This is a genomic window from Paenibacillus sp. TSM33 (assembly GCF_056099025.1).
This window is the reverse complement of sequence record NZ_JBLZXB010000010.1, coordinates 1,127,934-1,152,707: the sequence shown is the minus strand read 5'-3', so window position 1 is coordinate 1,152,707 and position 24,774 is coordinate 1,127,934. Positions and strand designations below refer to the sequence as shown.

Below are 24,774 nucleotides of genomic sequence, written 5' to 3'. Positions count from 1 at the left end.
TATGCTTGTACAACACCATTGACCTGATTGATATGAATTATCCCTATTGTAGCATAAGACTAATGTGGAAAAAGCACAGTATCGACACTCACGTTATAGCAGTAAAGCCACGAAAAAAGAGCAAAACGCAGTCCATTCGCCATTACGGGCCGGGACTCCCCGCGGACTGCCCTTTGCTCTTACTTTGTGTCCTCTGCTTGCGTCACCCGTTCGGGCCGCTCAGGTACCGATTACGATTCCGCCAGCTTCAAACGGTTTAAAGCAACTGCCGCCGCTTGCTGCTCAGCTTCTTTTTTGGAGCGTCCTGTACCTGCCCCCAGCCGTTCGCTGTCCATATATACCTCGGCTACAAACTCACGCTCATGGGCAGGTCCGCGTTCCTCGACAATCTTGTATTCAAGCATCCCCATGTTATGATGCTGTGTCAGTTCCTGAAGCTCTGTTTTGAAATCACTCATCTGAAGCTTACCGTTTAATACAATTTGAGGAAATATATAACGTTCTAGAAACGACCGGACGGCTTCCAGACCCTGATCCAAATAAAGCGCGCCTACGAACGCTTCGAACACATCAGCCAACAGAGCAGGACGAGTACGTCCGCCTGTCAGCTCTTCACCTTTTCCAAGCAGTACATACTGCCCAAACTCAAGCCCGACAGCAAACTTCACCAAAGAAGGCTCACAGACAATAGCTGCACGCAACTTGGTTAATTCGCCTTCGGGCCGGTTAGGGTACTGATTGTACAATTGCTCGGACACCGTCAGCTCCAGAACAGCGTCACCCAGAAATTCCAGACGCTCATTATCTGCATGCTGACTGAACCGATGTTCGTTTACGTAGGAAGCGTGCGTAAAGGCCTGCTTCAGAAGCTGCCGATTGTTGAATTGAATATGAAGTTTCTGCTGTAATTGCTTCAAGTCTCCACTCAACGAACTGACCCCTTACGCTTCATATTTTTTTAGAATAACTGTAGCATTGTGACCGCCAAAACCAAAGGAATTGGACATGACCACATTCAGTTCCGCTTTTCTCGGCTCATTAGGTACATAATCAAGATCACAAGCCGGGTCTTGATTATCCAAATTAATCGTTGGCGGAATCGTCTGATGTTGAAGCGCAAGACCACAGATTACAGCTTCAACGCCTCCCGCTGCACCCAGCAAATGCCCTGTCATCGACTTGGTTGAGCTGATCGCTACCTTATAGGCATGCTCTCCTAGCGTTTTCTTGACTGCTTCTGTTTCCGACTTGTCGCCAACCGGTGTAGATGTACCGTGCGCATTGATATAATCGATATCTTCAGGATTCAATCCAGCATCACGGATCGCCATTCTAATGCAGCGTGCTGCTCCCTCTGGATCCGGCTCCGTCATATGATGGGCATCGCCAGAAAGGCCATAGCCAATCACTTCGCCGTAAATATGTGCACCACGCTTCAAGGCATGATCCAACGATTCTAAAATCAGAACACCAGAGCCTTCGCCCATAACAAACCCGTCTCTCTCGGTATCAAATGGACGACTTGCCTTTTCCGGCTCATCGTTACGTGTGGACATCGCTCTCATGGAGCAAAATCCAGCAATACCAATCGGGCGAATCGTCGCTTCGGCACCGCCGCAAATCATAGCGTCAGCGTCACCACGCTGAATCATGCGGAAGGAATCGCCAATGGCATGACTGCCTGTGGCACAAGCCGTAACTGGTGATGTATTGGGGCCCTTAGCACCAAGTGAAATCGAAACTTGACCGGAACCCATATTAGCAATCATCATCGGGATGAAGAAAGGGCTTACGCGTTTAGGTCCCTTTTCGATCAATGCATTATGCTGATCTTCCCAAGTACCCAATCCGCCAATACCAGAACCAACAGATACACCAACACGCTCGGCATCCACATTCTCTCCGATTACAAGTTTGCTGTCCTCAAGCGCCAATTTACTAGCAGCAACCGCGAACTGTACAAAGCGGTCCATTTTACGCGCATCCTTACGATCGATATAATCCTCTGGATTAAAATCTTTAATGGAAGCGGCTATTTTCGTAGTGTACTCACTTGTATCGAAAGCTTCGATTTTACTGATACCGGATTTACCAGCCATCAGATTATCCCATAGTGTGTTCAAATCCTGTCCCAGCGAAGTGATTACACCCATTCCTGTTATGACAACACGTTGTTTCAAAGATAATCACCTCTATGTCTACTGCAATTGTATTTTTAGATCGCAACACGCTTGTGTACAAAAATAATATAGAATCAACTAAAGTTAGTAATGCCGCATTATACTCAGCCCTTGACGAAGTGAAGCTGAGCAAATTCAAAAACATGCGACAATTCCGTCTTTAGTTCAATCTGTATAATTAGGAGAAAGTCCCGCCTGTAACAGAACGGGACTTTTGATGACATGAATTAGGTATGAGATTGTATGTACTTCACAACTTCACCTACAGTTGTAATTTTCTCTGCATCTTCATCAGAGATTTCCATATCAAACTCATCTTCCAATTCCATAACCAATTCAACTACATCGAGAGAATCAGCGCCTAAATCATCTTTAAAAGATGCTTCAAGTGTAACTTCGGCTTCGTCGGCTCCCAAACGGTCAACGACAATGCGTTTTACGCGCTCCAATACATCGGACATCCGGCTCACCTCCTCCTTATGGTATTATACGAAAATTACAATTAAAATGCCATAGAAGAGAGTTTTCATTAACTACTCTCCATCGGGGCATGCGGATTGGCAACATGAACTACATATACATGCCGCCATCCACATGCAAAGTCTGGCCCGTCATATATGAGGAAGCATCCGAGGCCAAAAACAGCACCACATCTGCAATTTCCTCAGGCCGTCCAAGACGGGCCAGCGGAATACCGCTAAGCATATTGTCACGCAAATCATCAGCCAGCACCTGCGTCATTTCAGTATCAATGAATCCAGGAGCCACACAGTTGACTGTAATTCCTCTTGAAGCAAGCTCTCTAGCAGAGGATTTAGTAAGACCAATCACTCCCGCTTTAGCAGCAACATAGTTGGCTTGTCCTGCGTTACCAAGTACACCAACAACGGAAGAGATATTGATAATTCGGCCGGAACGCTGCTTCATCATTGGGCGTGTCGCCGCTTTGAGACAATTAAACACACCCTTGAGATTCGTTTCGATCACCTGATCGAATTCCTCTTCTTTCATCCGCATGATTAAATTATCTCTTGTTATGCCAGCATTATTCACCAGGATATCAATCTTGCCCCAAGCACCAATCACATCCTTGATCAACTGATCAGCTTCTTCAGCACGTCCCACATTAGCCTGAACTGTAATAGCTTGCACACCTTTAGCACGAATCAGCTCTGCTACCTCAGTCGCAGCCGCTTCACTGCCAGCATAGTTTACTGCAACATTAGCACCTGCTTCAGCCAGCGCCAGTGCGATACTACGGCCAATTCCGCGCGATGCTCCCGTAACCAGCGCTGTTTTTCCACTTAATGGCTTAGACATCATTATCCTCCTTTGCAAGTATTTAACCCGTAAAGGTAGTCATTAATACTTTTAACGGGCTTCCAGGGCTTCTGTTATAGAAGCAAACGACTCCAGGCTACTCATGTTATACAGCTTAACCGTTTTGTCAATCTTTTTAACCAGTCCGGTCAAAACACTTCCCGGTCCGAACTCAACAAAGGTGTCCACCCCTTGTTCCAGCAGCCATGCTACGCTATCTTCCCATAGTACCGGGGAATAGACCTGTTCCACCAACAGTTGGCGAATTTCACTTCCTTCACGTACAGGTTTTGCTGTCACATTGGTTACAACCGGAATCTCGGCTTCGGCAAATTTCACAGTCTTCAATTTATCGGAGAGCTTGTCCGCCGCTTCCTTCATCAATGACGAGTGAAAAGGTCCGCTGACCTCCAAAGTAATAGCCCGCTTGCCGCCTGCTTCCTTCACACGTTCAGCGACGGCAGCTACGCCCACCTGTGTACCGGATACAACAATCTGTCCGGGACAGTTAATGTTGGCCAGCTCAACCAGTTGACCAGATTCCGTGATGTCACGGCACAATGCTGCCAATGCTTCACGATCAGCTCCCAGCACAGCAGCCATCCCGCCTTGTCCATCAGGAATGGCCTGCTCCATAAACTGACCACGTGCACGAACAGTCTCAACTGCATCCTCAAATGTGAGAACACCGGAAGCCACTAACGCACTGTACTCTCCTAGACTGTGCCCAGCCACATAATCAGGGCGGATGCCCTTTTCCTTGAACGCTTCATACAAAGCAATGCTCGCCGTTAACAGCGCAGGCTGCGTATTGGATGTTTGCTTCAAGGCTGTGTCAGGCCCTTCAAAGATCAGTGTGCTTAGCGCGAAACCCAAACGTTCGTCGGCTTTACGGAATACTTCTGTTGCAGTCGGAACTGCTTCATAAGCATCTTTAGCCATACCTACAGCTTGTGAACCTTGACCAGGAAATATAAATGCCGTTTTGCCCATCGTGCATGCACCTCTCTGTATCCAATGCTTCTTCTGTAAAACACCAGACAAATTCAATATTATATCAAAAATTCCACTTAATTACCAGATGAGAACTGACGCCCCCCAAGTTAAACCGCCACCAAAGCCCACCATTAATATACGGTCGCCTTCCTTCATGCGGCCTTCCTCAGCTGCTTCCACAAGAGCGAGAGGAATGGATGCTGCGGATGTATTTGCATATTTATTAACATTAATAACTACCTTTTCCTCAGGCAAATCCAAACGTTGCATTGCTGATTGGATGATTCGGATATTGGCTTGATGCGGAACGAACAGATCGATGTCGTCTTTGGACAATCCTGCTTTTTCCAACACATCAACCGTTGCTGTTCCCATAACGCGAACCGCGAACTTGAACACTTCGCGTCCATTCATGTAAATATAGTGCTGTTTATTTGCCAGTGTGTCCGCACTCGCAGGCAAACGTGAGCCTCCAGCTTCCAACTTGAGCAAGGTGCCTCCAGCGCCTTCAGCCCCCAGATCAAAGGATTGGAACCCTCTACCTTCAGGTACTTCACCAATCACTACAGCTCCTGCTCCATCTCCGAAAAGCACGCAGGTGTTGCGGTCAGTATAATCTGTAATCCGGGAAAGACAGTCTGCACCAATGATTAGCGCATTGTTATAAATCCCTGTCTTAATGAAGCTCGTTGCCGTAGCCAGCCCGTACACAAAACCCGAGCATGCAGCAGACAAATCAAAAGCCGCTGCGCCTTTGGCCCCCAACTTGTCCTGAAGAATGCAAGCAGTTGACGGAAACGCCATATCCGGTGTAACCGTAGCTACTATAATCAGGTCCAGATCTTGTGCCGTCATACCCGCAGACTCCAACGCCTTAACTGCTGCTTCATAAGCCAAATCAGATGTAGCCTGCTCTGGAGCAGCAATATGGCGCTCCTGAATCCCTGTACGGCTAACAATCCACTCATCACTTGTTTCAACGATTTCTTCCAAATCTTTATTGGTCAGAATTTTCTCAGGTACGTATTTCCCTGTTCCGATAACACCAACCGGCCGTAATTTATTCATATCGTCACTCACTTCCTGCTGATTTCCTTGGATATACTTTCCACCAACCGGTTTTGCAAGGCCGTACGAGCCTGCCTTACCGCATTTTTGACGGCAATGCCATCAGACGAACCGTGACTTTTTAAGACGAGTCCGCTCAACCCCAACAAAGGAGCCCCGCCGTGCTCTTTATAATCCAGTTTCCCTTTCAGGCCGCGAAGTTCAGGCATAATCAAGGCTGCCGCAAGCTTGGTCTTTAAGGATTTGGTGAACTGCTCTTTAAGGAGAGAAAATATCGCTCCGGCTGTTCCCTCTAGCGATTTTAGCATAATGTTTCCGGCGAATCCGTCGCACACCAGTACATCACAATTTCCGGTTAATACATCTCTGGATTCAACATTCCCCACAAAATTGACAGGTAACTGCTCAATGAGAGGGAACGCCAATTTGGTTAGTTCATTGCCTTTTCCTGCTTCAGTCCCAACATTCAGCAGCCCTACCCTTGGAGAAGCCACTCTGTGAACTTTCTGACGGTACAAGCTCCCCATCAGTGCGTACTGGGCAAGATGTTCAGGCTTAGCATCCATATTGGCCCCCAAGTCCAGCGCCAGAATACCTTGATCATCAATCGTCGGTATCATCGGCGCAAGAGCAGGACGCTCAATGCCCTCCATTCTTCCAACCACTAGCAATCCTGTAGTCATCAGAGCGCCTGTATTACCTGCGGATATCATGGCATCCGCTTCGCCTTCTCTAACCATTCGACCCGCTACGACCATAGAGGCATCCTTTTTACGACGCACTGCCTTTACAGGCTCGTCCTGCGCATCTATCGTTTCGGACGTATGGCGAATGGTGAGGTTCGTTGGCAGCGCCCTGCCGTTCAAAACCGATTCAATCCGTTCCCGGTCACCAACCAGCGTAATGTCTGTATCTTTCCATTCCGCTGCCGCAGATAACGCGCCCTCTACTGTCGCCTCAGGAGCATTATCTCCCCCCATGGCATCAATGGCGATCCGCATGCTGACTTCCTCCTTCGCTATACTCTTCCTCCGTGGAGCGATAAATGACAAAGTTGCCTTGGAATACCATTTCTTCTCCTACGTAGGCAAACACTTCCACTTTGGCCTTCCCTTTTTGTTCTGGATTTGAGCGTACATATGCTTTAGCAATGCATTTTTCACCCAAATGAACCGGACGAACAAAGCGAATATCCGCTGAAGCGGTCAATGCTATCTCATCGTTAATTACGGCAACGGCCAATGAATTGGCCTGTGCAAACACATAATGTCCCCGCGCAATGCCTGTACGTGAAAAAGTATGTTCCTCTTTGATTTCAAAAATCGAAATACCACTTCGATCCAACTGGAGATCAACGATGTCTCCAATTACTTCATGTAAAGGCAAGGAACGAACCTGATCGTAGGAGCGCTCAGCCATCAGCTTTAGCCGCTCCCGTAATTCCGGGATCCCCAGTTCCATCCGATCCAGCCGAATGGTCTGAATGCTTACCTTCAGCTGTCTTGTCAATTCCTGATCCGTCACGAACGGATTATCATCAATTAATTGAGTCAGCCGTTGCTGTCTCTGTCTCTTCGGCAAACGTTCGATATCAGTGACGCCTCCTTTCCCTACAGTAAACTGCCATTCAACCGACAGTTCAGGTTACTTCACGTTCTAACGGCTAAACTCCAAGCCGGTTTGTCTTCTTGTATGTATAAAGGAACCTCTTAGGCCCTTCTTTCTTAGAACCTGGTACTAAAACAGTATATAGCATGCTGACGCAAAAAGAAAGCATGCTGATAAAAAAAGTAGCGCCTCACTGTAGTGAAGCGCTACTTTCTCTGCGAATATTCCAAAGAATCCGCTTATCGGACATTATTGAGAGATGATCTCTCTAGCTTTGTACGTTCCGCAAACTTTGCACACATGGTGAGCAAGTTTCAATTCGCCGCATTCGGAGCATTTCACCATACCTGGTACTTCCAGTTTAAAGTGAGTACGACGTTTGTCGCGACGAGTTTTGGATGTTCTCCGTTGAGGTACTGCCATTATTCCCACCTCCTTAAACAGATCAACCCCGTATGACGGGTATGACTTCTTATCTCATTCAAGACCGAAAGAAAATGCCAGAAGACAATGATCTTACAGCCGGTGAATCAAGCCTGCAACATCCACGTATCGGTTCAATAACTTCCCGGCACAAGCGGATGATGATTTTTTCAGAATTGAACTCAATTCTCATTTAAAAAAATCTTTAAGCCCTGCCAGACGCGGATCAATCTTTTCCGTATCACCATCGTTACTGTCGTCAGAGCCAAGGCTCCAGTCTTGTCCGGCCGCTGGCGCGATCCCCTGACAATCCTCACTGCATACAGGCGCAAACGGCACATGCAGTACAAACAGTTCTTCACAATACGGTGCAATGTCGAAGGAATCCTCCGTCACTGCGATAAAATCGCCATCTTCATCCTCCTCTTCAACACTTGAAGACGAGGTTTGCTTAAACCGTTCACGGAATTCAATTTTCAAATCCTCGTGCATCGGGCTCAAACAGCGTGAGCAAAGCATGTCCAGACCAGCGGTCAACGTGCCTTCCACACTCATCGAGCCTTGACCCAGACTAACGGCGACCAAGTCGGTCTCCAGCGGGGAAACGGCTGTAACATCAGCACGATCATCCACCAATTCGCTCACATTAAGAGATTCACGGATAGGAAAAGGACCGTCACTTGTTGCTACTTTGCGAAAAAATAGTTGCATCACTATCACTCCAAACAAACAAAAATTATTATAACGACTGATCGAGTCGTTTGTCAACACCTTTCACTTTACACCACTTACAAATCCATCGTTTTTCCAATGGTTCAGTAAGATCTATGCGCATGCAAAAATGTGTTGTATTCATCATGTACCTGGAGTATTCGTACCCCCGCCACTCTTCGTGTACAATAATGCGAGTATAAAGCTTTTTGCTCCAGGTCTCAATGGTCTTGTTCAAGTGCATGATGAAATATCAGATAGCGCCTGAAAACATGCATTCGCTGGTAGTAAACCACGAATTCAAATAGTTATCCATTAAGCTACGTAAAGAAAGGAGCCGACATACAGTCTTGAAAACACTCGGTATAATTGTAGAGTATAATCCCCTGCATAACGGACATGTCCATCACTGGAAGGAATCCCTTCGTATCACTGGTGCACAGCGCACGGTGGCTGTGATGAGTGGTCCCTTCCTTCAACGGGGCGAACCCGCGATTACAGATAAATGGTCACGCACCGAAATGGCACTTGCTATGGGCGTAGACCTGGTTCTGGAGCTGCCTGTAGCCTATGCCGTCCAGCCTGCAGAATGGTTTGCACGCGGCGCAGTGACCCTGCTCTGCGCGACGGGCATCGTCGATGCGCTTTGCTTCGGCAGCGAGAGCGGAGACATCGCCCCGCTGCACACGCTGGCTCGCGTGCTGGCGGCAGAGCCGGCCGAACTCAAGGCCGGCATCGCCCAGCGTCTGAGCAAGGGCGCGAGCTATCCCGCCGCCTACGCAGGTGCCGCAGCTGCGCTGGCGGCCGAAGGAGCGGACGGTGCTGCGCTCGCCGCTCTCATGCAGCAGCCCAACAATACGCTTGGACTGCATTACTTGATTGCGCTGGAACGGCTGGGCAGCACAATCAAGCCCTTTACGGTAGCCCGCACTGGATCGGGCTACCATGAGACAGTGGCGCCTGCGGACGGTGTCATCGCCAGCGCCACGGCCATCCGCCGTCTGCTGCTAGACGGCGGGCCGGAGGCCGCGTCGCCGTACGTACCTGCGGCGACCCTGGGAATTTTGCAGCGGGAGTGGCAAGCCGAACGCGCGCCGCTACATTGGGAAGCGTTCTGCCAGCCGCTGCTGAACGCCCTGATCACGCGCAGCCCGCAACAGCTGGCGGAGCTGCACGAGGTCACCGAAGGGCTGGAGCATCGCCTGCAGCAATCGCTGTACACGCTGCCCCAGCCCTCTGTGGAAGCCCTGTTTGCCGCTGTCAAGACAAAGCGCTATACTCGTACGAAGCTCCAGCGGATGTGTACACATATTTTGCTGAATCATGCCAAGGCTGATATGACTCCAACTGAGTTGGCGAAAGGTCCCGGCTATATCCGCGTGCTCGGCTTTAACAAGGCTGGACGCGAGCTGCTGGCGCGAATGAAAGACACAGCCGCCCTGCCAGTATGGGTCAAGCCTTCTGCCGGATCACATTCCCATTTGGACTGGGATACTGCCGCAGCCGCCATACATGCAGCCGGGATGCCGCGTCCCGTCATCCGTGACATGTATGCAGATTACTTGCGACCGCCCCTTATGGTTTAATAGGTAGCCTTGCCATATAATTCAGCGCATCGCCAAGCTTGCGAACCGGGATAAGCTTCATCTGGGTTCCGATTTGCTCTGCTTTGGCTTTGGCCTCTTTATAATTATCTGCCGGGACGAAAAACAATTCCGCGCCCTGACGGTCAGCAGCGACAATTTTATACTTGGCGCCACCAATCGCTCCAACCTGACCGTCCTTATCAATAGTACCCGTACCAGCTACACGATATCCCTTACTTAAATCACCTGGTGTCAGCTGGTTATAAATTTCCATAGTAAACATCAAACCTGCCGAAGGACCACCGACATCCGTGGATGTAAAATGAATCGTTTTACGCCCATCCTTCGGCTCTACCTTCTGTACCGTGGCAATACTGACGCCAAAACCGGAACGTTGTTTTCCCGTCTCACTGTCCGTGATGGTCGTTAATGGAGCTTGCACTGTCAGCAACTTTCCATCGCGCTTTAGCTTTACTTTAGCCATCGTTCCCGGTTTCTCATCATCCAAGGCCTTCCGAATGGAACGATTATCAGTTACCCTCGTACCGTTCAACTCTAATATTTCATCTCCGGGTTCAAACACGCTGTTTGGTCCCGGAACCTTAAATACATACACATAATCCGGCACAATGCGATAGGGAACATGAGCACGGGTATAGGCAGCCTCCATCGCGGAAGATTGGGAATCCCCCATATACCATACCTGCTCTGCTGCATATTCATCTTCACTTCTGCCATGCAGACGATCCTCTTTGCGCTGAATCTCCGAGTTGCTGTCCAGCTTGGACATAGCTAGCATGATGACATTGGCATATCTCGCCGATACCGTCGTCATCATAAAGCTCCCCCGTTCGCTGCTATCACCTTCCTGTACTTTAACCATCGGTTTGATCTCATTTGCCCCACCTGGTCCATAGATCAGATAAGGGGTTGGCATATAAACCAGCACATAGACCATTGCAGCCAGCATCAAGACATAACCGGTTGTAAATAAAGCTCTTTTCCGGTTTATTCGCTTCATTGCTTCTCCCCCTTGCAGCCTAACTTCTCCTATCTTACTCAAGTGCTTGTGCACCACCTGTTCTCAATCCTTCCAAAAAAGCATACATTGTTTACGACAACGTGTACGAGCAACCTATACCCAGATAATGAACGTCCATAAACGCTGGAGACAGCATCCAACTCTCCTTAGTATATTTATGAGAGGTGAACTCTTTGATGCAAAAGGAAGCCCGCCCTGCTCCTTACTGGACAACCTTGCTGCTTGGCCTCGGAGCCATTCTGCTTGTAGTAGCTATTGTTGCCTCACCAGAAGAAGTATTTCAAGCCTCTACCCAGGGACTAAAATTATGGTGGAGCATTATTTTCCCGGCCATGTTGCCTTTTTTGATGTTATCCGAAATGCTCATCGCCTTTGGTCTAGTACATGGTCTAGGCGTTCTGTTGGAGCCGTTCATGCGATTCTGGTTCCGACTGCCGGGACGAAGCGGCTGGGTGTTGGCCCTCGGCCTAACTGCGGGATTTCCGGCTGCTGCGGAAGCGGTACGCCAATGGGCACAGCAAGAGGATATGACCGCGCTTCAGCTTCGACGTCTGACCGCTATCGCTCATTTCTGCAATCCGATTACGATCCTGCTCGTCATTGGTACAGGACTGCTGCACAATGCTGCTGTAGGCGGGCTGTTACTTGCCGTTCACTGGATTTCCGGGCTGCTGGCGGGCTGGATCACAGCCAGATTGCCTGAATCGTCCAGGAAATCAAAAAAACGGGAAACGCCAGCTGCCATCCGGCGCGCCTCTGTTTCCCGCACTAGCACCTCCCTGATCCGATCCGCATGGGAAGCTACCCGCTCTGCCAGAGAACGGGACGGCCGCGGTTTTGGAAAACTGTTAGGCGAAACCGTATCCCATGCTGTACAGACGCTGATGGTGACAGGTGGATTCATTATTTTCTTTTCCGTACTGATTCGGCTGCTGACCCTATACTCAGGTCAAGGGGCGCTTACTATGGTGTGGCCTGCCTGGATGGAAATCCATCTGGGTTCCTATGAAATCAGCCGTCTGCCCAATGATCTCCGTACACAAGCAGCGCTGATCAGTGCTGTGTTGGGCTGGGGCGGCTTGTGCGGCTGGCTTCAAATTACCGCCGTCACCAGACCTTCCGACAAGGGTATCACCTTCACCTTATCACGCGTGCTCCATGGGATCATTGCTTTTGGACTGACCTTGGCAGCATGGACTCCGCTTAGCCGCATTGTCAGTAATACAATTCCTGCTTACATCAATCGTAGTTCTGTATCTTCTTTTGCGGAAAGTGTAAATGATTCCGGTGCGCAATCTGTCATGGCCGGAGCCAGCAGTTTATTAACACAAATAGAAGGAACATCCGTGTACCCATGGCAGCTAACCGTTCTGTCCGTTGCACTTCTGAGTGCGATTATAACTGCTCTGCTCGCCGTTTCCTTTATGACTTCATGGTGGAGCCACCGCGATTCGCGCTAACCTTGGCACGCAGTGCGTCCTCCACCTCTGGTGATACCAGATCTACGACCTTGCCATCAAAATGCGCAATTTCCTTCACCATACTGGAACTCAGATATGAATAAGCCGGGTTGGTCATCATAAAGATTGTTTCCGCATCCGGGTTCAGCTTATGATTTGTAGAGGCTAATTGCAGCTCATATTCAAAATCAGTCACTGACCGGATTCCTCTGACAATAACCTGAGCCCCTTTTTGGCGTACATAATTGGCTGTCAGATCACGGAAGCTGTCCACTTCAACGTTCGGAATATCGCGAGTTACCGTCCGCAGTAGCTCCATTCGCTCCTCAAGTGAAAACAGCGGATTTTTACTGATATTGTTAAGAACTGCGACGATCAGTAAATCAAACTGTCGAGCCGCTCTTTGAATAATATCCTGATGCCCCATCGTCACGGGATCAAAGGTTCCCGGATATACGGCAATACGTGGTTTATGCTCAATCATGATGGTCCTCCCCGTCTGATTCGGTGATGCCGAATTTGCCCCCTTCGGCTTCTGTATGTTCGTCGGCGCCTGACAAAGCGTCATTTGCAAAGTAATAAATGGATAACGCCGTTTCACCATAGACCGCTTTTCTAACCTGTTCAAACGGTCCGAAACTTATCGGATACTCATGTCCCGATTCATACTCCAGTACGATAATTGCACCTGAACGAAGCAAGTCCAGCTCAGCCATGCGGCTCATCAATTCATCCCCATGCTTGAGACGATAAGGCGGGTCCAGAAAAACAGCATCAAAAAGAGCTCCACGTTTTGCCAGCGCTTTGAGCGCTCGTCCGGCATCATTGCGGAACACTTCTGCCTTTCCTTCCAATCCAGTTTTTCGCAAATTTTCTTTAATGACATCAATGCTTTTGGATTCCATATCAATAAAAACTGCCTTGTCCATTCCCCGACTAAGCGCCTCTATACCCAGGCCGCCGCTGCCAGCAAACAAATCAAGCGCGACTCCTCCATCAAAATAAGGACCTATCATGCTAAATAGCGCTTCCTTGACCTTATCCGTGGTCGGTCGCGTCCCGGTGCCGGGAACTGCCTTTAACGGCCTTCCTTTGGCACTACCCGATACCACTCTCACGCTGAAACTCACCTATTTTCTATATGTGTTCATAACCATATAAAGATTATGACGTTATCGTACCACATGCACCGCCGTTTGAAAAACTTAGTGATAAAGCAGGTATAAAAAACCATCTCCTGGGCATCCTTAAGATATCGGCATTCAACCAATGTCGTAGACAACCGCGGAGAAGACTTACGTTTCCCCATAAGCTCTTCGTCCGGTTTCTCCTCTCCCATTCGGGCGCTCTTTTGTAGAGCGCCTGTTTTTTTTGCATAAAAAGAAGCTGCTTCATAGCAGCTCTATGTATTATTTTCTTCTATTCTGCATTTTGCTTATTTCAGCAGTTCTTCAGGTGTATCCCCTTGATAAACGTACACATAACTTGCCAGCGATACAGCAAATGTCGCGAACATAGACAACGATGTGGCTAACCCGTATACTACTTTTTTCACCATTCTACTCACCTCCTTCCCCGAATCAAGGTTAGGCTCTGAACCAAAAAAGCAACAGCCACTACAGAAGAACCAATAACAAAATTAGTACATACAAGCAAGGAAGATAATAATCGCAAGAGGGGATAAAACCGGACTGGAATGCGCGACTGCTTTTCAATTCTCGACGGGGCAAAGCATAGAACAAGAATGAGAGCGATTCCGGTAAACAGGTTTGTCAACCCATTATTTAAGGAAATACAAGATATGTATGTAAAAGCTACAGAGGTCACCAGCACACATGCCATACCCGTTTTCAAATGAATGCCACCAGATACTTGACGCAGCAAGGCAAAAGCGACGAGAATCGTTACAGCTTCTACCATTCGCCCCGTGAAGAATGAGGCGAATAGTGTCAACACGATGATCATGGATGCATTCAGAATGAGAGCAAGTGCGTATTTAAGTACCAGGACGGAGGCCGGATGATCAGGCACAGTACGTTTAATCTGGTTAGCAAGTTTGAAAGCCATCGTTTCAATCATCTCGGTATTCCTTTCCGACTGCATAGTAGATAAAAAATCCCGATACCAGTGCAAAAAATATCATACTCAACCATACCTCGTTATAGTAAAGCACAATAGAGGTTGAAATGAGAGACAGAATGATCAGTGTGATGACAATACCATATTCCTCTTTAAACTTAAGTTTTTTGAAATTCGGGGAAAAGCCGATCTCTTTTCGATACAAAATAAATGAAATTAGCAGTCCTGTCGCTGCGCTAGCCACTTGTAACAGATAGCCCTTCAATGACCCGTCCTGCAGCTCAGAAACCGGCAGATTGCCGAACATGGCTTTCAGAAGTACCGACTGAACAACGGCATACGCAAAATAACCTGTTACTGTCATAATGCCTGACCAAACAATCGGAATCTTTACCACCGTAGCAAGTAAAAAAATAAAAAGCAGCATATTAACAACAGGTACCAAATAGGAGAGTGAAAATTCCTCTCGAAGCAAATAGCTCTGCAGGTTCATAATCAAATTCACAAAAATAGCCTGCCATAGATAAGGAGTCATTCTAACTTTAAAGATACTGAGAATTAGCGCAAAAACAGCTACTCCTTCCAGTGTAGAGAAAAATAAAAAGCCAAGTGGCTCCAAAAGCATACGTGCATCTCCTTTACAATTCCAACAAACCTCATCGGTGTATTCAAAAACTTGGATGTACATCGAATATAAAGGGCTGGGAGCTACTTTTCAAGAGGTCTTTTCAATAATTTCGTAGATTTATTCAAGCACTTCAACCAAATGTTATCTGATGCTGCTTCAAGTTGCAACTAGGCAACACTTTCTTTGACCGAATCTTCCTGCTCGCGTACAAATTTTATACGTGCTATAAGCTTTTTCCCTAATCGGATGCCAGACTGTTCTATCCACGTGTAGGTAAACCAGGAAAGTCCGGCGGTGAATAGCAACGTTATGGTGAACAGAAGTGTGAGGCTAACTAAGGGAGTAAATGGTAATTTAATCTGTACGATTAGGCCCAGGACCAGCATATGCGTCAAATACATGCTGTAGCTAAGGCGGCCGATCCATGACCACACCTGATTAAGCAGCCACATCGGCTGCCAATGGTACAAAGCATACGCTCCCAGCATCAACCCGACACCTATGAGATAATCCGTTATACCTCCAAAAAACGCAAATAACACAGTAACAAGCAGCAGCCCCCCACTGACCCGGTCTACACTTTTCCAATGACGCTCGTCTTTCCAAATAAAAAACAACAATATCCCCAGCCCAAAGACGGGCAACTGGTTCGGAAACCATAAATACAGATAATGCCCCCATAAAGATTTATCACTAATCAATGGATATTGAGCAGACATCATATTTAACCAGAAGCTTGCCACAAGCATCGTCACGACAAACCAAATTGCATGGCGGACAGATCGAATCAACTTAAATAAGAGGGGGATACACAGATAAAACATGCATTCCACCGCAATGGACCATTCCACACCGATAATGCTGTTAATCCAATATGGATTAAGACCATTCAAAAACAGAACATGGGCTGCAATATTAGTGGCAGTGACTCCCTCCTCATCTCCAAGCCAAAATCGTGGACCCGTCCCATTGACTACTAAATAGATCCCTAACATCACGTAATACATGGGTGCAATCCGAAAAAAACGACGCAACAGGTAGGCCAGCATTCCTTCTCTCTTGTCACTCGAACGCCTGCTCAGAGATAGAAACAGCGTAAAAGCGCTGGCCATATAAAATAAAGCGACTCCTTTGGCTCCTATGCTCAAGCCTTTTTGCAACCAACCGTTTAATCCGTCCACATACTGGCTGACATGCACAAGTAACACTCCGATAATCGCCAGCGCCCTTAACGTATCTACAAATTGCAACTTATCTTGTTCCATCTTACCCTTGTCTTCGGGCATCGTATCCCTCCATAACAATTCTTGATGATACGTTTTGTATCCATAATACACAAAATGTATCACCCAAGTAAATATCCCCATTATGTAAAAAAACACCCTCCGACCGCACCAAGATGCGGTCAAAAAGTGTTGATTTTATCATGCAATAATTCAGCTGTTCCCTATTCCCTTGCGTTATACCAAAAACAAACGGGAGATGAGGCATTAATATCAATATGATTTTATTTGTTTAAATGAAAAGGTACGGTCGTTACGATGACGTCTTTGTAATTGATTAAATAAGCTCTCATCAGCAAACTGGTCTGATTGTGCAGTATATTTTCCCACCAGTGTTTAGTGATAAATTGTGGAATGAGAACTGTGATATGGTCCTCGTCTGCCTTTTTCCACTCTACTGTATCGATGAACTTGCGGAGCGGATTAATGATACTGCGATAACGGGATCTCAGCACTACTAAACGTATACCTACATCCCACTCTTCCCACTTCTGTTCCATTTTTTGAATCGCTTCATCATCCACACCCACATATACAGCAACCACATTGTCCGACAAGGTCTTGGCATAGCTGATGGTATTCATAACGACTCGTGTGATGCCTGCCACCGGAATAATAATCGTATTGCCTTTGACCATAGGTTTGTCCTTCGTGATATCAATGCGCAGTTGTTCAGCCGTATTTTTGTAATGTTTGTTGATCTTCATAAAGAAATACAGTACCAAAGGCAGGAAGATAAAGACTACCCACACCTGGCTAAACTTAGTGAAGATAAAGATGAGCGTAATCGACAGCGTGGTTAACATCCCAACCGTATTAATAGCCAGCTTGACGACCCAGCCAGCAGGTTTGAGCCGAATCCATCGAATCATCATACCGAGCTGAGACAGGGTAAACGGGATAAAAACCCCTACAGCATAAAGCGGGATGAGATTTTCGGTATTGCCACCAAAAACGATGACCAGCAATGCCGAGAAGATACTCAAAAACAGGATACCGTTAGAATAGCCGAGTCGATCTCCACGAACCATAAACATATGCGGCATGTATTTGTCCTTAGCGAGCATAAAAGCGAGCAGCGGAAAGGCTGAATAGGCTGTGTTGGCCGCCAAAAACAAGATAAGCGCCGTCACACCTTGAATGATGTAGTACATCACACCGCGCCCAAAAGTAGCATTCGCAATTTGCGAAATGACTGTTTCTTGCGGATTAGGACGAACACCGTACCAATAAGCCAGCAAACTAATTCCGATAAACATACAACCGAGAATCAAGCCCATCATCATCAATGTAGTTGCCGCATTTTTGGCAGCAGGCTTGCGGAAGTTCGGAATGGCATTAGAGACAGCTTCTACACCGGTTAGCGCCGAACAGCCCGAGCTGAATGCTTTCAGTAAGAGAAACAGACTGACGTTAGATACCGTAGCTCCAAATTGCGGCGCCGCCGCATGGGCTCCTCCTGCCAGATAGTGAATAATACCACTAATAATCAGAACAAAAATGGCAACAACAAATAAGTAAATCGGTATAGCCAGCACCGAGGCAGATTCCGTCACCCCGCGCAAGTTCATAATAGTCAAAAAGATAATCATCACTAAAGCAATGGCGATTCGATGATCATGTAACGATGGGAACGCCGATGTAATGGCATCTGTACCTGCCGATGAGCTAACAGCTACCGTTAGAATATAATCGACCAGCAGAGATCCGCCTGCAATCAGACTCGGACTCTTTCCTAAATTGTCCTGTGCAACAATGTAGGCTCCCCCACCACCAGGATAGGAAAAAATGGTCTGTCTATACGACAGGATCAGAATGATAAGCAAACCCAATACCGCAATGGATATAGGGATGGAATACCATAGGGCAGCAAAGCCCGCTGTAATTAAAACCAGCAGAATCTGCTCCGTTCCGTAAGCTACAGAGGACAATGCATCTGAGGACAGAATGGCCAGTGCCTTGAGCTTATTCAGTTTCTCATCTTCAAGGGCCGTCGATTTTCGCGGACGACCGATTAATAACCTTTTGACTTTACTTAGCATTTCGTTGACTCCTTCTTTGGATGAGGGTTTTGCAAAAGAACTATGAATCGTATATTTATTATGTCACCTGCACATCAGATTGATGAAACAAATGAACTATTATTTTATACTCCCTCATCCAGAAAAAAACAATAAGGAATGCTCCCTAAAAAGAGCATTCCCGAGTAAGAAAGAGTATTTCGATAAAATACCCTTATGTATACAGTATTTTGAACCTTTCCGGCGTAATTCCTTCCGCCCGGCGGAAAGTTGCCACAAAATGACTGACATCTCGGAAGCCTACGCGCTCCGAAATCTCCTTTACCGTTAATTGCGGATACTCTGTCATCATTTCCTTAGCCTTCCGCAACCGAATTACAATCAGATAAGCATACGAAGTCACACCGAACGCTTGCTTAAACAATGTATTTAAATGACGAGCGCTGACATTCATCATAACAGCCATATCCCTTAAACCCACATCTGGGCTGGCATAATTTTGCTCCATAAAGGTCAGTACAGGGGTTAAACGTTCCACATTATGAGATAAGGAAGGCATCGAGCTATGTTGTCCATGTTTACGCAGCAGAGTCAGAAAACGGTACATATTGGCCGAAGCATCTAATCCAGACAAATCACGTTCACTAACCATGGAGTGTAGCATGTTTTCCCCAAAGCTGTGCAGCTCGCTATCCGGGTCCCAATGGTACCCTCGCGTATGCTTCAATCCGAGTGCAGTCAATACAGCCGCGGCGATGGGTCCGTCAAATGTGATGTATAACGTTCGCCATACCTTGGTCGCCCGTCTGTATGCATGGGCTTCACCAGGCAGTAGCAGAACCCCGGACTGCTCACCCAAACGGAAGGTTCCCCCTTTATATGTAAACATCCCCTCACCTGACACCGTCTGAATCCAGTGAAAGCAAGGATAGCCCTCTGGACGGGAAACATCCTCCTGTCTGCTATTAAATCCGATACTTTCAATAAAAAGGGGTAAAGAGTGCTCACGAGTAGTCAGGAAAAATCGCAAATGATGGGGAGTCAAAATCATAATAAGCACCTCCGGCGTATGCGGTATCTATTTCTCATGTAGATCCATATTGTTATATACATGTTCATTTTATTATATTTAAAAGCATTTATTTGTATTATAAGATAGGATTATTCTTATATACAGAGGTGATTGGCATGATAAGCAGCAAACTTCCTAAAGTATTTTACGGTGGGGATTACAATCCTGAGCAATGGGATGAGGCCACGCATCAGGAGGATTTACGGATGTTCAGACAGGCAGGAATTGATATCGCCACACTCAACGTTTTCTCATGGGCTAAAATTCAGTCTGACGAAATCACATATCATTTTGAGTGGCTGGATCAGTTGATTGATAATCTTTATGAAAGCGATATCTTCGTTTGTCTAGCTACTAGTACGGCAGCGCATCCTGCTTGGATGGCTACCCGTTATCCCGACATTCTTCGAGTCGATGCTGACGGGCGTAAGCGAAAATTCGGAGGACGACATAACTCTTGTCCGAACAGTCCAACCTATCGAAAATACGCCGAGCAGATGGCTGACCGACTTGCAGAGCGATACAAAGACCATCCTGCGATCCTCGTGTGGCACGTATCCAATGAGTATGGCGGAGATTGCTATTGTGACAATTGTGCCGCAGCGTTCCGAGTGTGGCTCAAACAAAAATACGGATCACTGGAAGAGCTAAACCGGGTGTGGAATACTTCCTTCTGGGGTCACACCTTCTATGATTGGGATGAAATTGTACCTCCAAATAATCTGAGTGAGCATTGGGGAGAAAATCACTCCACATTTCAGGGCATATCCCTTGATTATGCGCGCTTCAATTCAGACAGTATGCTGGATTGCTACCTGCTGGAATATAACGCGATTAAAAAACATATTCCCGATGCCGTGGTAACAACCAATCTGATGGGCTTTTTTAAGCAGCTGGATTATTTTAAGTGGGCTAAGCACATGGATATAGTATCTTGGGACAGCTATCCCGGGGCTAATACCCCGATAAGCTATACGGCGATGGCGCATGACCTGATGCGCGGCTTGAAGGATGGGCAGCCCTTTATGCTGATGGAGCAAACACCGAGCCAACAGAATTGGCAGGCGTATAACTCACTTAAACGGCCTGGCGTTATGCGTTTATGGAGTTATCAGGCTGTAGCACATGGCGCGGATACGGTCATGTTTTTCCAGCTTCGCCGCTCGATCGGTGCTTGCGAGAAATTCCACGGGGCCGTAATTGAGCATGCCGGGCATGAGAACACACGTGTATTTCGCGAGGTGGCACAGCTTGGCAATGAGCTCGGCGCTTTAGGCAACACGCTGCTTGACGCGACTGTTCATGCCAAAGTAGCTATTTTGTTTGATTGGGACAATTGGTGGGCTTTGGAAAAGTCAAGCGGCCCTTCTGTCGCCTTGAAATACTTGGATCAGGTGCATAAGTATTATGCTACCCTCTTCCGGCGTAACGTACAGGTAGACCTGATTTCTGTGGATACAGATTTCCAAAAATATGATCTCATTATCGCGCCTGTACTCTACATGGTCAAGCCGGGTACTGCTGAGAAACTGGAACAATTCACAGAGCGTGGCGGCACCTTCTTAACGACCTTTTTCAGTGGCATTGTAAATGAAAACGATCTGGTTACAACCGGAGGATATCCTGGTAAACTGCGTAATTTACTCGGGATCTGGGTGGAGGAAATTGATGCGCTTCTGCCTGAATTACACAACCGCATTATATTGAAAGAAAAAGTGGGCGTATTAGAAGGTGAATATAAGTGTGGGTTGCTCTGCGACTTGCTGCATAGCGAAGGAGCCGAGGTGCTGGCGGAATACGGCGATGATTTCTATCAGGGCATGCCAGTACTGACACGCAATCGCTTTGGTCAAGGTGAAGCGTGGTATGTCGCTACTGACCCTGAGGAACCTTTCCTTGATGGTCTGCTGGGCTACATTTGTGAGCAAAATGGGATTTCATCCCTGCTGCGTGCTCCTGCGGGCATAGAAGCCACTATGCGGTCCAAAGATGGAAAGTCGTATCTATTTGTTCTGAACCATAATGCCCAGACACAGCAATATCATCTGGATGACCAAAAAGGAAAAGAGCTGATCAGCGGAAAATTCCTGGAAGGAGATATTTCTATTGAAGGCTATGGCTTTCAAGTGCTGGAGCTATCATAATCAATTCAATCTGACTTATACCACTCACTTTACTGCATAAAGGTAATTTAGTACCAAAGGAGTTAATCATGAAACGACTGCTATGGATCGGCAGCTTGTCTTATTTTTTAATTGGTCTAGCACATGTGGTTGTAGGCTCCCTATTGCCCGTGTTGCTAGAGCATTACGGTAGAACCTATACGGATGGCGGAAGCCTGATTTTCGCTCAATTTTCCGGCTTTCTGGCTGGAGTCCTACTGTCACCGTGGCTTGCCCGGACGTTCGGCAAACGCCGAAGTCTGGTATTTGCTCTACTCCTGCTGTGTGCGGCTGAAGTGCTGTATTCACTTCTGCCGCCCTGGGGCTGGCTATATGCCGTCGGGGCAGTAGCCGGATTTGGCTTTGGGATGGTAGAAGCACTCATTGGTACTATTGTTATTGGAGGTATTACTCAAGGAACGGGCGCGGCTATGAGCCGTCTGGAAGTCTTTTTCGGGATCGGCGCCTTGGCTATGCCCGCTATCGCTAGCCAATTCATTGCTCTAGGTTGGTGGCGACTGGCATTTCCCATCATCTCCTTGTTTGCAGCCGTAGCCACTATAGCTTGGCTGCGCGGGTCCTTCGGCACACTGGACGCTCTATTGGACGAACAGGAACACCGAGGTGACTACCATAAGCGTTCCACTAATTCACTGGAGTCACCTACCGTAAAGGCTTCTATTAGCAGCCCTATAGGCAATTGGAAGCTACTTGCATTATTTATCGTTTTTTTCTTTATCTACGTAGGGACTGAGATGAGCCTGGCCAATTTCCTGCCCTCCATGTTTATCGAGCGACTCGGTCTCACACAAGCCGAAGCAGCACTCAGTGTCACCTGCTTTTGGTTGGCAATGGCCTTCGGACGGTTATTTACAGGCTACATTGCCGATCGATACGGCTACGGTGTCTTTGTCGCTCTGAGCTCACTGGCAGCGACCCTGCTGCTGTGTGTGTTCCCGTTGATCCAAGGCACTGCTGGTGCCTTTGTCCTTATCGTACTGCTGGGACTCGGCATGTCCGGCATCTTTTCCATCGCTCTTGTTTTTGCCAGCAAAATGATGCCAGGTACAGAAGAATCGACCACCAGCCTGCTTATCGGTGCAGGCGGAGTCGGAGGGGCCCTGCTGCCCTTATGGCTTGGAAACAGTATGGATCGTGGAGGAGCAGTAGCTTCAGCTACTGGCGGGATTTGCTTGTATCCTGTGCCTGCTTGGCGGTATCCTGTACTCCCTATATGTACGCAAAAAGCGGCTTCAAACCGCTTCATCATGATATTAACCTACTACTGGCACCCCAAGTGTATCCTTAGATGACAACCAAGGATACATTTGGAGGTGCTTTTACATACTAGACGAATGTACCTTGTACAGAAGCCTGTTTTTAGTCAAAATAGATTGTTTCCTATGAAACACAGGACAGATATCCATGCCTCCTCTAGATGAATGGAGTACTATACAACAAACCATATGGAGGTGTTTGTATTGGGTCGTCCAGAATTGAACCGAAAAAAAGGCCGTAAAAAAGACGTTTTTGTCCGTGCCTGGTTTGATAAGCTAGAAAAAAAGTTTGAGGAAATGCCCCCCAAAAAAAGAGGCCGCTCAAAACGGAAATCGTTTGGTAAAGACATCATTGTCAAAAAGCAAGTTGTACATGTGAATATTAATCATGATGCTGAAGGGGATTCCAGAACCACAGGTGATTTAGCGCAGTTCGGTTACATTTATAATGTGAGGCCCCAACTCGTTTCGATTGAAGGGGAGGTCATGTTCGATACGAACGGCATACTTACACCTGGGATTGCTCACCTTCCAGGGACTACACAAATTGCTGTAGCCGATGCAGGGAAGTATGAAGTCCGCTTTTCGGTGTCGGGAGTAGAGCCCAACCAATTCGCCATCTTTATTAATGGTGCACCGGCTGAGGGAACCGTGTACGGCTCAGGAGCCGGGACACAGCAAAACACAGGGCAAGCCATCCTTGCTCTGGCATGCGGTGATGTCCTTACTCTGCGTAACCATAGCTCTACTGCTGCTGTTACCCTGCAAACACAGGCCGGAGGAACTCAAGCCAGCGTAAACGCCTCTGTCCTCATTAGAAAATTGGGATAGGCTTAGACTCATGCAAAGCCCCAATATACTAAAAAGGGTTTATCCATCGCGCGAGGATAAACCCTGAATACTTTTTAAAAGGCGATAATGATCCCTTTGTCATTGGCATACATTGAACTAATTCCCCTGGTGGGCACAATATGAATATCTTTAAATTGATAGCGGTTCTTCAAGGTATTCATTAACTTTTGTGCCAGTCCGGGATTATTGCAATGAGTAATAACGATGCTTTCTCCTTCGGTACTCCGACCACTTTTTTCAATGGTATCTGCCAACTTTTCAATGATTTGATTCTGACCACGGGCTTGAGTAAATAATGCGATGTTTCCGTCACCGTCTGAACCTAAAATAGGCCTGATATGCAAGAATGAAAGTATCTTTCCAGTAATTTTATTCATTCGTCCGTTCTTGACCAAATTATCCAAATTCTCTAACACAAAATAGGTTTTCATCTTGCTGATAAAGCTCTCCAAAGAAGAGATAATCTCGCTTTTATGATATCCTTCGTCAATCAGCTTGCGTAATTTTAGAGCTAACAAGAGTTGTCCAGCCGATGCGCTTTTCGAATCGAATACATGAACATCTGCCCCTTCTTCTTCCGCCATATCCTTTGCGACCAATGCACTGGAATACGAGCTGGACAGGTTGCTGGATAATGTAATGGCAAAAGAAGTATGCGCGCCTTGAAAGGCTTCCTTATATAGCATAGGTGACGGTGAAGCGGAACCAATCTTGGTTGTACAGGCTTTCATTTCTTCCATAAACTGAGGCAAGTCCAATGTATCATCATCTATGAAGCATTTTTCACCCAATGTCATGTTTAATGGAATCGTAGTTACTTGCATCTTTTCTTTAAGCTCTGTCGTTAAGTCGCAGCAACTATCTGCTATGATTTTATATCTCACCCAGTACACCCTCACATTATGTTATTTTTCACTAGAATCCGCGTTCATCATATTCAAGAAAAGCTCAATCAGGCATTTCCATTGCCACATCGCCTTTTTCCTTATTCCCGTAAGCGCTGCCG

General features: G+C 47.1%; 25 protein-coding genes. 5 read left to right on the top strand and 20 right to left on the bottom strand.

Annotated elements, in window-relative coordinates; all coding sequences use genetic code 11:
* Positions 1-230: 230 nt before the first annotated feature.
* The 10 genes from rnc to ACN6NF_RS09265 all read right to left on the bottom strand — a co-directional run bounded on the left by rnc (position 231) and on the right by ACN6NF_RS09265 (position 8,306).
* Entirely contained in the window at positions 231-929 is a 699-nt protein-coding gene (gene rnc / locus ACN6NF_RS09310) for a ribonuclease III (RefSeq protein WP_013309856.1), read from the bottom strand.
* A 12-nt stretch (positions 930-941) separates the two neighbouring features.
* A complete protein-coding gene (gene fabF, locus ACN6NF_RS09305) occupies positions 942-2,180 on the bottom strand; it encodes a beta-ketoacyl-ACP synthase II (RefSeq protein ID WP_016819273.1) in 1,239 nt (412 codons plus the stop codon).
* 227 nt (positions 2,181-2,407) lie between these two features.
* Positions 2,408-2,641, bottom strand: coding sequence for an acyl carrier protein (locus ACN6NF_RS09300; protein ID WP_007429985.1), 234 nt, complete (start codon positions 2,639-2,641; stop codon positions 2,408-2,410).
* A 109-nt stretch (positions 2,642-2,750) separates the two neighbouring features.
* Positions 2,751-3,500: a 3-oxoacyl-[acyl-carrier-protein] reductase gene (gene fabG, locus ACN6NF_RS09295; protein ID WP_474317051.1), complete on the bottom strand. Its 750-nt coding sequence runs from the start codon at positions 3,498-3,500 to the stop codon at positions 2,751-2,753.
* Positions 3,501-3,551: 51 nt separating this feature from the next.
* Positions 3,552-4,493, bottom strand: coding sequence for an ACP S-malonyltransferase (gene fabD / locus ACN6NF_RS09290; protein WP_474317049.1), 942 nt, complete (start codon positions 4,491-4,493; stop codon positions 3,552-3,554).
* Positions 4,494-4,574: 81 nt separating this feature from the next.
* Positions 4,575-5,564 carry a beta-ketoacyl-ACP synthase III gene (locus tag ACN6NF_RS09285; RefSeq protein ID WP_016819270.1) on the bottom strand — a complete coding sequence of 330 codons (990 nt, stop codon included), beginning with the start codon at positions 5,562-5,564 and terminating at the stop codon, positions 4,575-4,577.
* Positions 5,565-5,572: 8 nt separating this feature from the next.
* The gene (plsX, locus tag ACN6NF_RS09280) at positions 5,573-6,565 is read right to left on the bottom strand and encodes a phosphate acyltransferase PlsX (RefSeq protein ID WP_474317048.1); all 993 of its coding nucleotides are present in this window, start codon (positions 6,563-6,565) and stop codon (positions 5,573-5,575) included.
* The gene (fapR, locus tag ACN6NF_RS09275) at positions 6,549-7,145 is read right to left on the bottom strand and encodes a transcription factor FapR (protein WP_014599659.1); all 597 of its coding nucleotides are present in this window, start codon (positions 7,143-7,145) and stop codon (positions 6,549-6,551) included. Before fapR ends, plsX begins: the two co-directional genes overlap by 17 nt.
* A 276-nt stretch (positions 7,146-7,421) precedes the next feature.
* The gene (rpmF, locus tag ACN6NF_RS09270) at positions 7,422-7,595 is read right to left on the bottom strand and encodes a 50S ribosomal protein L32 (RefSeq protein ID WP_013370634.1); all 174 of its coding nucleotides are present in this window, start codon (positions 7,593-7,595) and stop codon (positions 7,422-7,424) included.
* A 189-nt stretch (positions 7,596-7,784) separates the two neighbouring features.
* Positions 7,785-8,306, bottom strand: a complete 522-nt coding sequence (locus ACN6NF_RS09265; protein WP_058829466.1) for a YceD family protein — start codon at positions 8,304-8,306, stop codon at positions 7,785-7,787.
* 350 nt (positions 8,307-8,656) lie between these two features.
* Here ACN6NF_RS09265 and ACN6NF_RS09260 point away from each other — a divergent pair, with 350 nt between their 5' ends.
* Positions 8,657-9,892 carry a nucleotidyltransferase gene (locus ACN6NF_RS09260; protein ID WP_474317045.1) on the top strand — a complete coding sequence of 412 codons (1,236 nt, stop codon included), beginning with the start codon at positions 8,657-8,659 and terminating at the stop codon, positions 9,890-9,892.
* On the opposite strand, the gene ACN6NF_RS09255 is transcribed toward ACN6NF_RS09260, so the two are convergent.
* Positions 9,882-10,913 (bottom strand): SepM family pheromone-processing serine protease, encoded by a 1,032-nt coding sequence (locus ACN6NF_RS09255; protein WP_474317043.1) that lies wholly within the window; start codon positions 10,911-10,913, stop codon positions 9,882-9,884. The genes ACN6NF_RS09260 and ACN6NF_RS09255 overlap by 11 nt on opposite strands.
* 197 nt (positions 10,914-11,110) lie before the next feature.
* Between ACN6NF_RS09255 and ACN6NF_RS09250 the strand changes: the two genes are divergently transcribed.
* Positions 11,111-12,394: a nucleoside recognition protein gene (locus tag ACN6NF_RS09250; RefSeq protein ID WP_474317041.1), complete on the top strand. Its 1,284-nt coding sequence runs from the start codon at positions 11,111-11,113 to the stop codon at positions 12,392-12,394.
* Here ACN6NF_RS09250 and coaD read toward each other — a convergent pair.
* From coaD to ACN6NF_RS09210, 8 genes are all read right to left on the bottom strand, one after another.
* Entirely contained in the window at positions 12,357-12,878 is a 522-nt protein-coding gene (gene coaD / locus ACN6NF_RS09245) for a pantetheine-phosphate adenylyltransferase (protein WP_016819264.1), read from the bottom strand. The two genes, ACN6NF_RS09250 and coaD, sit on opposite strands and share 38 nt — an antisense overlap.
* Positions 12,871-13,512 carry a 16S rRNA (guanine(966)-N(2))-methyltransferase RsmD gene (gene rsmD, locus ACN6NF_RS09240; protein ID WP_474317038.1) on the bottom strand — a complete coding sequence of 214 codons (642 nt, stop codon included), beginning with the start codon at positions 13,510-13,512 and terminating at the stop codon, positions 12,871-12,873. The genes coaD and rsmD overlap by 8 nt, the downstream gene beginning before the upstream one ends.
* Before the next feature lie 317 nt (positions 13,513-13,829).
* On the bottom strand, positions 13,830-13,952 hold the full coding sequence (locus tag ACN6NF_RS09235; protein WP_474317036.1) for a cyclic lactone autoinducer peptide: 123 nt from the start codon (positions 13,950-13,952) through the stop codon (positions 13,830-13,832).
* Positions 13,953-13,957: 5 nt separating this feature from the next.
* The gene (locus tag ACN6NF_RS09230; RefSeq protein ID WP_474317035.1) at positions 13,958-14,473 is read right to left on the bottom strand and encodes an accessory gene regulator ArgB-like protein; all 516 of its coding nucleotides are present in this window, start codon (positions 14,471-14,473) and stop codon (positions 13,958-13,960) included.
* A complete protein-coding gene (locus ACN6NF_RS09225) occupies positions 14,466-15,098 on the bottom strand; it encodes a hypothetical protein (protein ID WP_474317032.1) in 633 nt (210 codons plus the stop codon). The genes ACN6NF_RS09230 and ACN6NF_RS09225 overlap by 8 nt, the downstream gene beginning before the upstream one ends.
* 170 nt (positions 15,099-15,268) lie before the next feature.
* Entirely contained in the window at positions 15,269-16,387 is a 1,119-nt protein-coding gene (locus ACN6NF_RS09220; protein ID WP_474317030.1) for an acyltransferase family protein, read from the bottom strand.
* A gap of 221 nt (positions 16,388-16,608) precedes the next feature.
* Complete coding sequence (locus tag ACN6NF_RS09215) at positions 16,609-18,426, bottom strand: APC family permease (protein WP_013370622.1); 1,818 nt, start codon at positions 18,424-18,426, stop codon at positions 16,609-16,611.
* Between the two features lie 193 nt (positions 18,427-18,619).
* Positions 18,620-19,456, bottom strand: coding sequence for an AraC family transcriptional regulator (locus ACN6NF_RS09210; protein ID WP_019686969.1), 837 nt, complete (start codon positions 19,454-19,456; stop codon positions 18,620-18,622).
* 137 nt (positions 19,457-19,593) lie between these two features.
* Here ACN6NF_RS09210 and ACN6NF_RS09205 point away from each other — a divergent pair, with 137 nt between their 5' ends.
* The 3 genes from ACN6NF_RS09205 (at position 19,594) to ACN6NF_RS09195 (ending at position 23,747) form a co-directional block, all read left to right on the top strand.
* Positions 19,594-21,621 carry a beta-galactosidase gene (locus tag ACN6NF_RS09205; protein ID WP_474317027.1) on the top strand — a complete coding sequence of 676 codons (2,028 nt, stop codon included), beginning with the start codon at positions 19,594-19,596 and terminating at the stop codon, positions 21,619-21,621.
* 68 nt (positions 21,622-21,689) lie between these two features.
* Entirely contained in the window at positions 21,690-22,952 is a 1,263-nt protein-coding gene (locus ACN6NF_RS09200) for an MFS transporter (RefSeq protein ID WP_474317024.1), read from the top strand.
* A gap of 168 nt (positions 22,953-23,120) precedes the next feature.
* A complete protein-coding gene (locus tag ACN6NF_RS09195; protein ID WP_474317559.1) occupies positions 23,121-23,747 on the top strand; it encodes a BclA C-terminal domain-containing protein in 627 nt (208 codons plus the stop codon).
* 74 nt (positions 23,748-23,821) lie between these two features.
* Here ACN6NF_RS09195 and ACN6NF_RS09190 read toward each other — a convergent pair whose 3' ends face one another.
* Positions 23,822-24,652, bottom strand: a complete 831-nt coding sequence (locus tag ACN6NF_RS09190) for a DegV family protein (protein WP_013370617.1) — start codon at positions 24,650-24,652, stop codon at positions 23,822-23,824.
* Positions 24,653-24,774 lie beyond the last annotated feature (122 nt).

Coding starts and splice junctions, on each gene's coding strand:
- ACN6NF_RS09300 (WP_007429985.1), bottom strand. CDS start 2,641: ATGTCCGATGTATTGGAGCGCGTAAAACGCATTGTCGTTGACCGTTTG.
- fabG (WP_474317051.1), bottom strand. CDS start 3,500: ATGTCTAAGCCATTAAGTGGAAAAACAGCGCTGGTTACGGGAGCATCG.
- fabD (WP_474317049.1), bottom strand. CDS start 4,493: ATGGGCAAAACGGCATTTATATTTCCTGGTCAAGGTTCACAAGCTGTA.
- ACN6NF_RS09285 (WP_016819270.1), bottom strand. CDS start 5,564: ATGAATAAATTACGGCCGGTTGGTGTTATCGGAACAGGGAAATACGTA.
- plsX (WP_474317048.1), bottom strand. CDS start 6,565: ATGCGGATCGCCATTGATGCCATGGGGGGAGATAATGCTCCTGAGGCG.
- rpmF (WP_013370634.1), bottom strand. CDS start 7,595: ATGGCAGTACCTCAACGGAGAACATCCAAAACTCGTCGCGACAAACGT.
- ACN6NF_RS09265 (WP_058829466.1), bottom strand. CDS start 8,306: ATGCAACTATTTTTTCGCAAAGTAGCAACAAGTGACGGTCCTTTTCCT.
- ACN6NF_RS09255 (WP_474317043.1), bottom strand. CDS start 10,913: ATGAAGCGAATAAACCGGAAAAGAGCTTTATTTACAACCGGTTATGTC.
- ACN6NF_RS09250 (WP_474317041.1), top strand. CDS start 11,111: ATGCAAAAGGAAGCCCGCCCTGCTCCTTACTGGACAACCTTGCTGCTT.
- coaD (WP_016819264.1), bottom strand. CDS start 12,878: ATGATTGAGCATAAACCACGTATTGCCGTATATCCGGGAACCTTTGAT.
- ACN6NF_RS09235 (WP_474317036.1), bottom strand. CDS start 13,952: ATGGTGAAAAAAGTAGTATACGGGTTAGCCACATCGTTGTCTATGTTC.
- ACN6NF_RS09230 (WP_474317035.1), bottom strand. CDS start 14,473: ATGATTGAAACGATGGCTTTCAAACTTGCTAACCAGATTAAACGTACT.
- ACN6NF_RS09225 (WP_474317032.1), bottom strand. CDS start 15,098: ATGCTTTTGGAGCCACTTGGCTTTTTATTTTTCTCTACACTGGAAGGA.
- ACN6NF_RS09220 (WP_474317030.1), bottom strand. CDS start 16,387: ATGCCCGAAGACAAGGGTAAGATGGAACAAGATAAGTTGCAATTTGTA.
- ACN6NF_RS09215 (WP_013370622.1), bottom strand. CDS start 18,426: ATGCTAAGTAAAGTCAAAAGGTTATTAATCGGTCGTCCGCGAAAATCG.
- ACN6NF_RS09210 (WP_019686969.1), bottom strand. CDS start 19,456: ATGATTTTGACTCCCCATCATTTGCGATTTTTCCTGACTACTCGTGAG.
- ACN6NF_RS09205 (WP_474317027.1), top strand. CDS start 19,594: ATGATAAGCAGCAAACTTCCTAAAGTATTTTACGGTGGGGATTACAAT.
- ACN6NF_RS09200 (WP_474317024.1), top strand. CDS start 21,690: ATGAAACGACTGCTATGGATCGGCAGCTTGTCTTATTTTTTAATTGGT.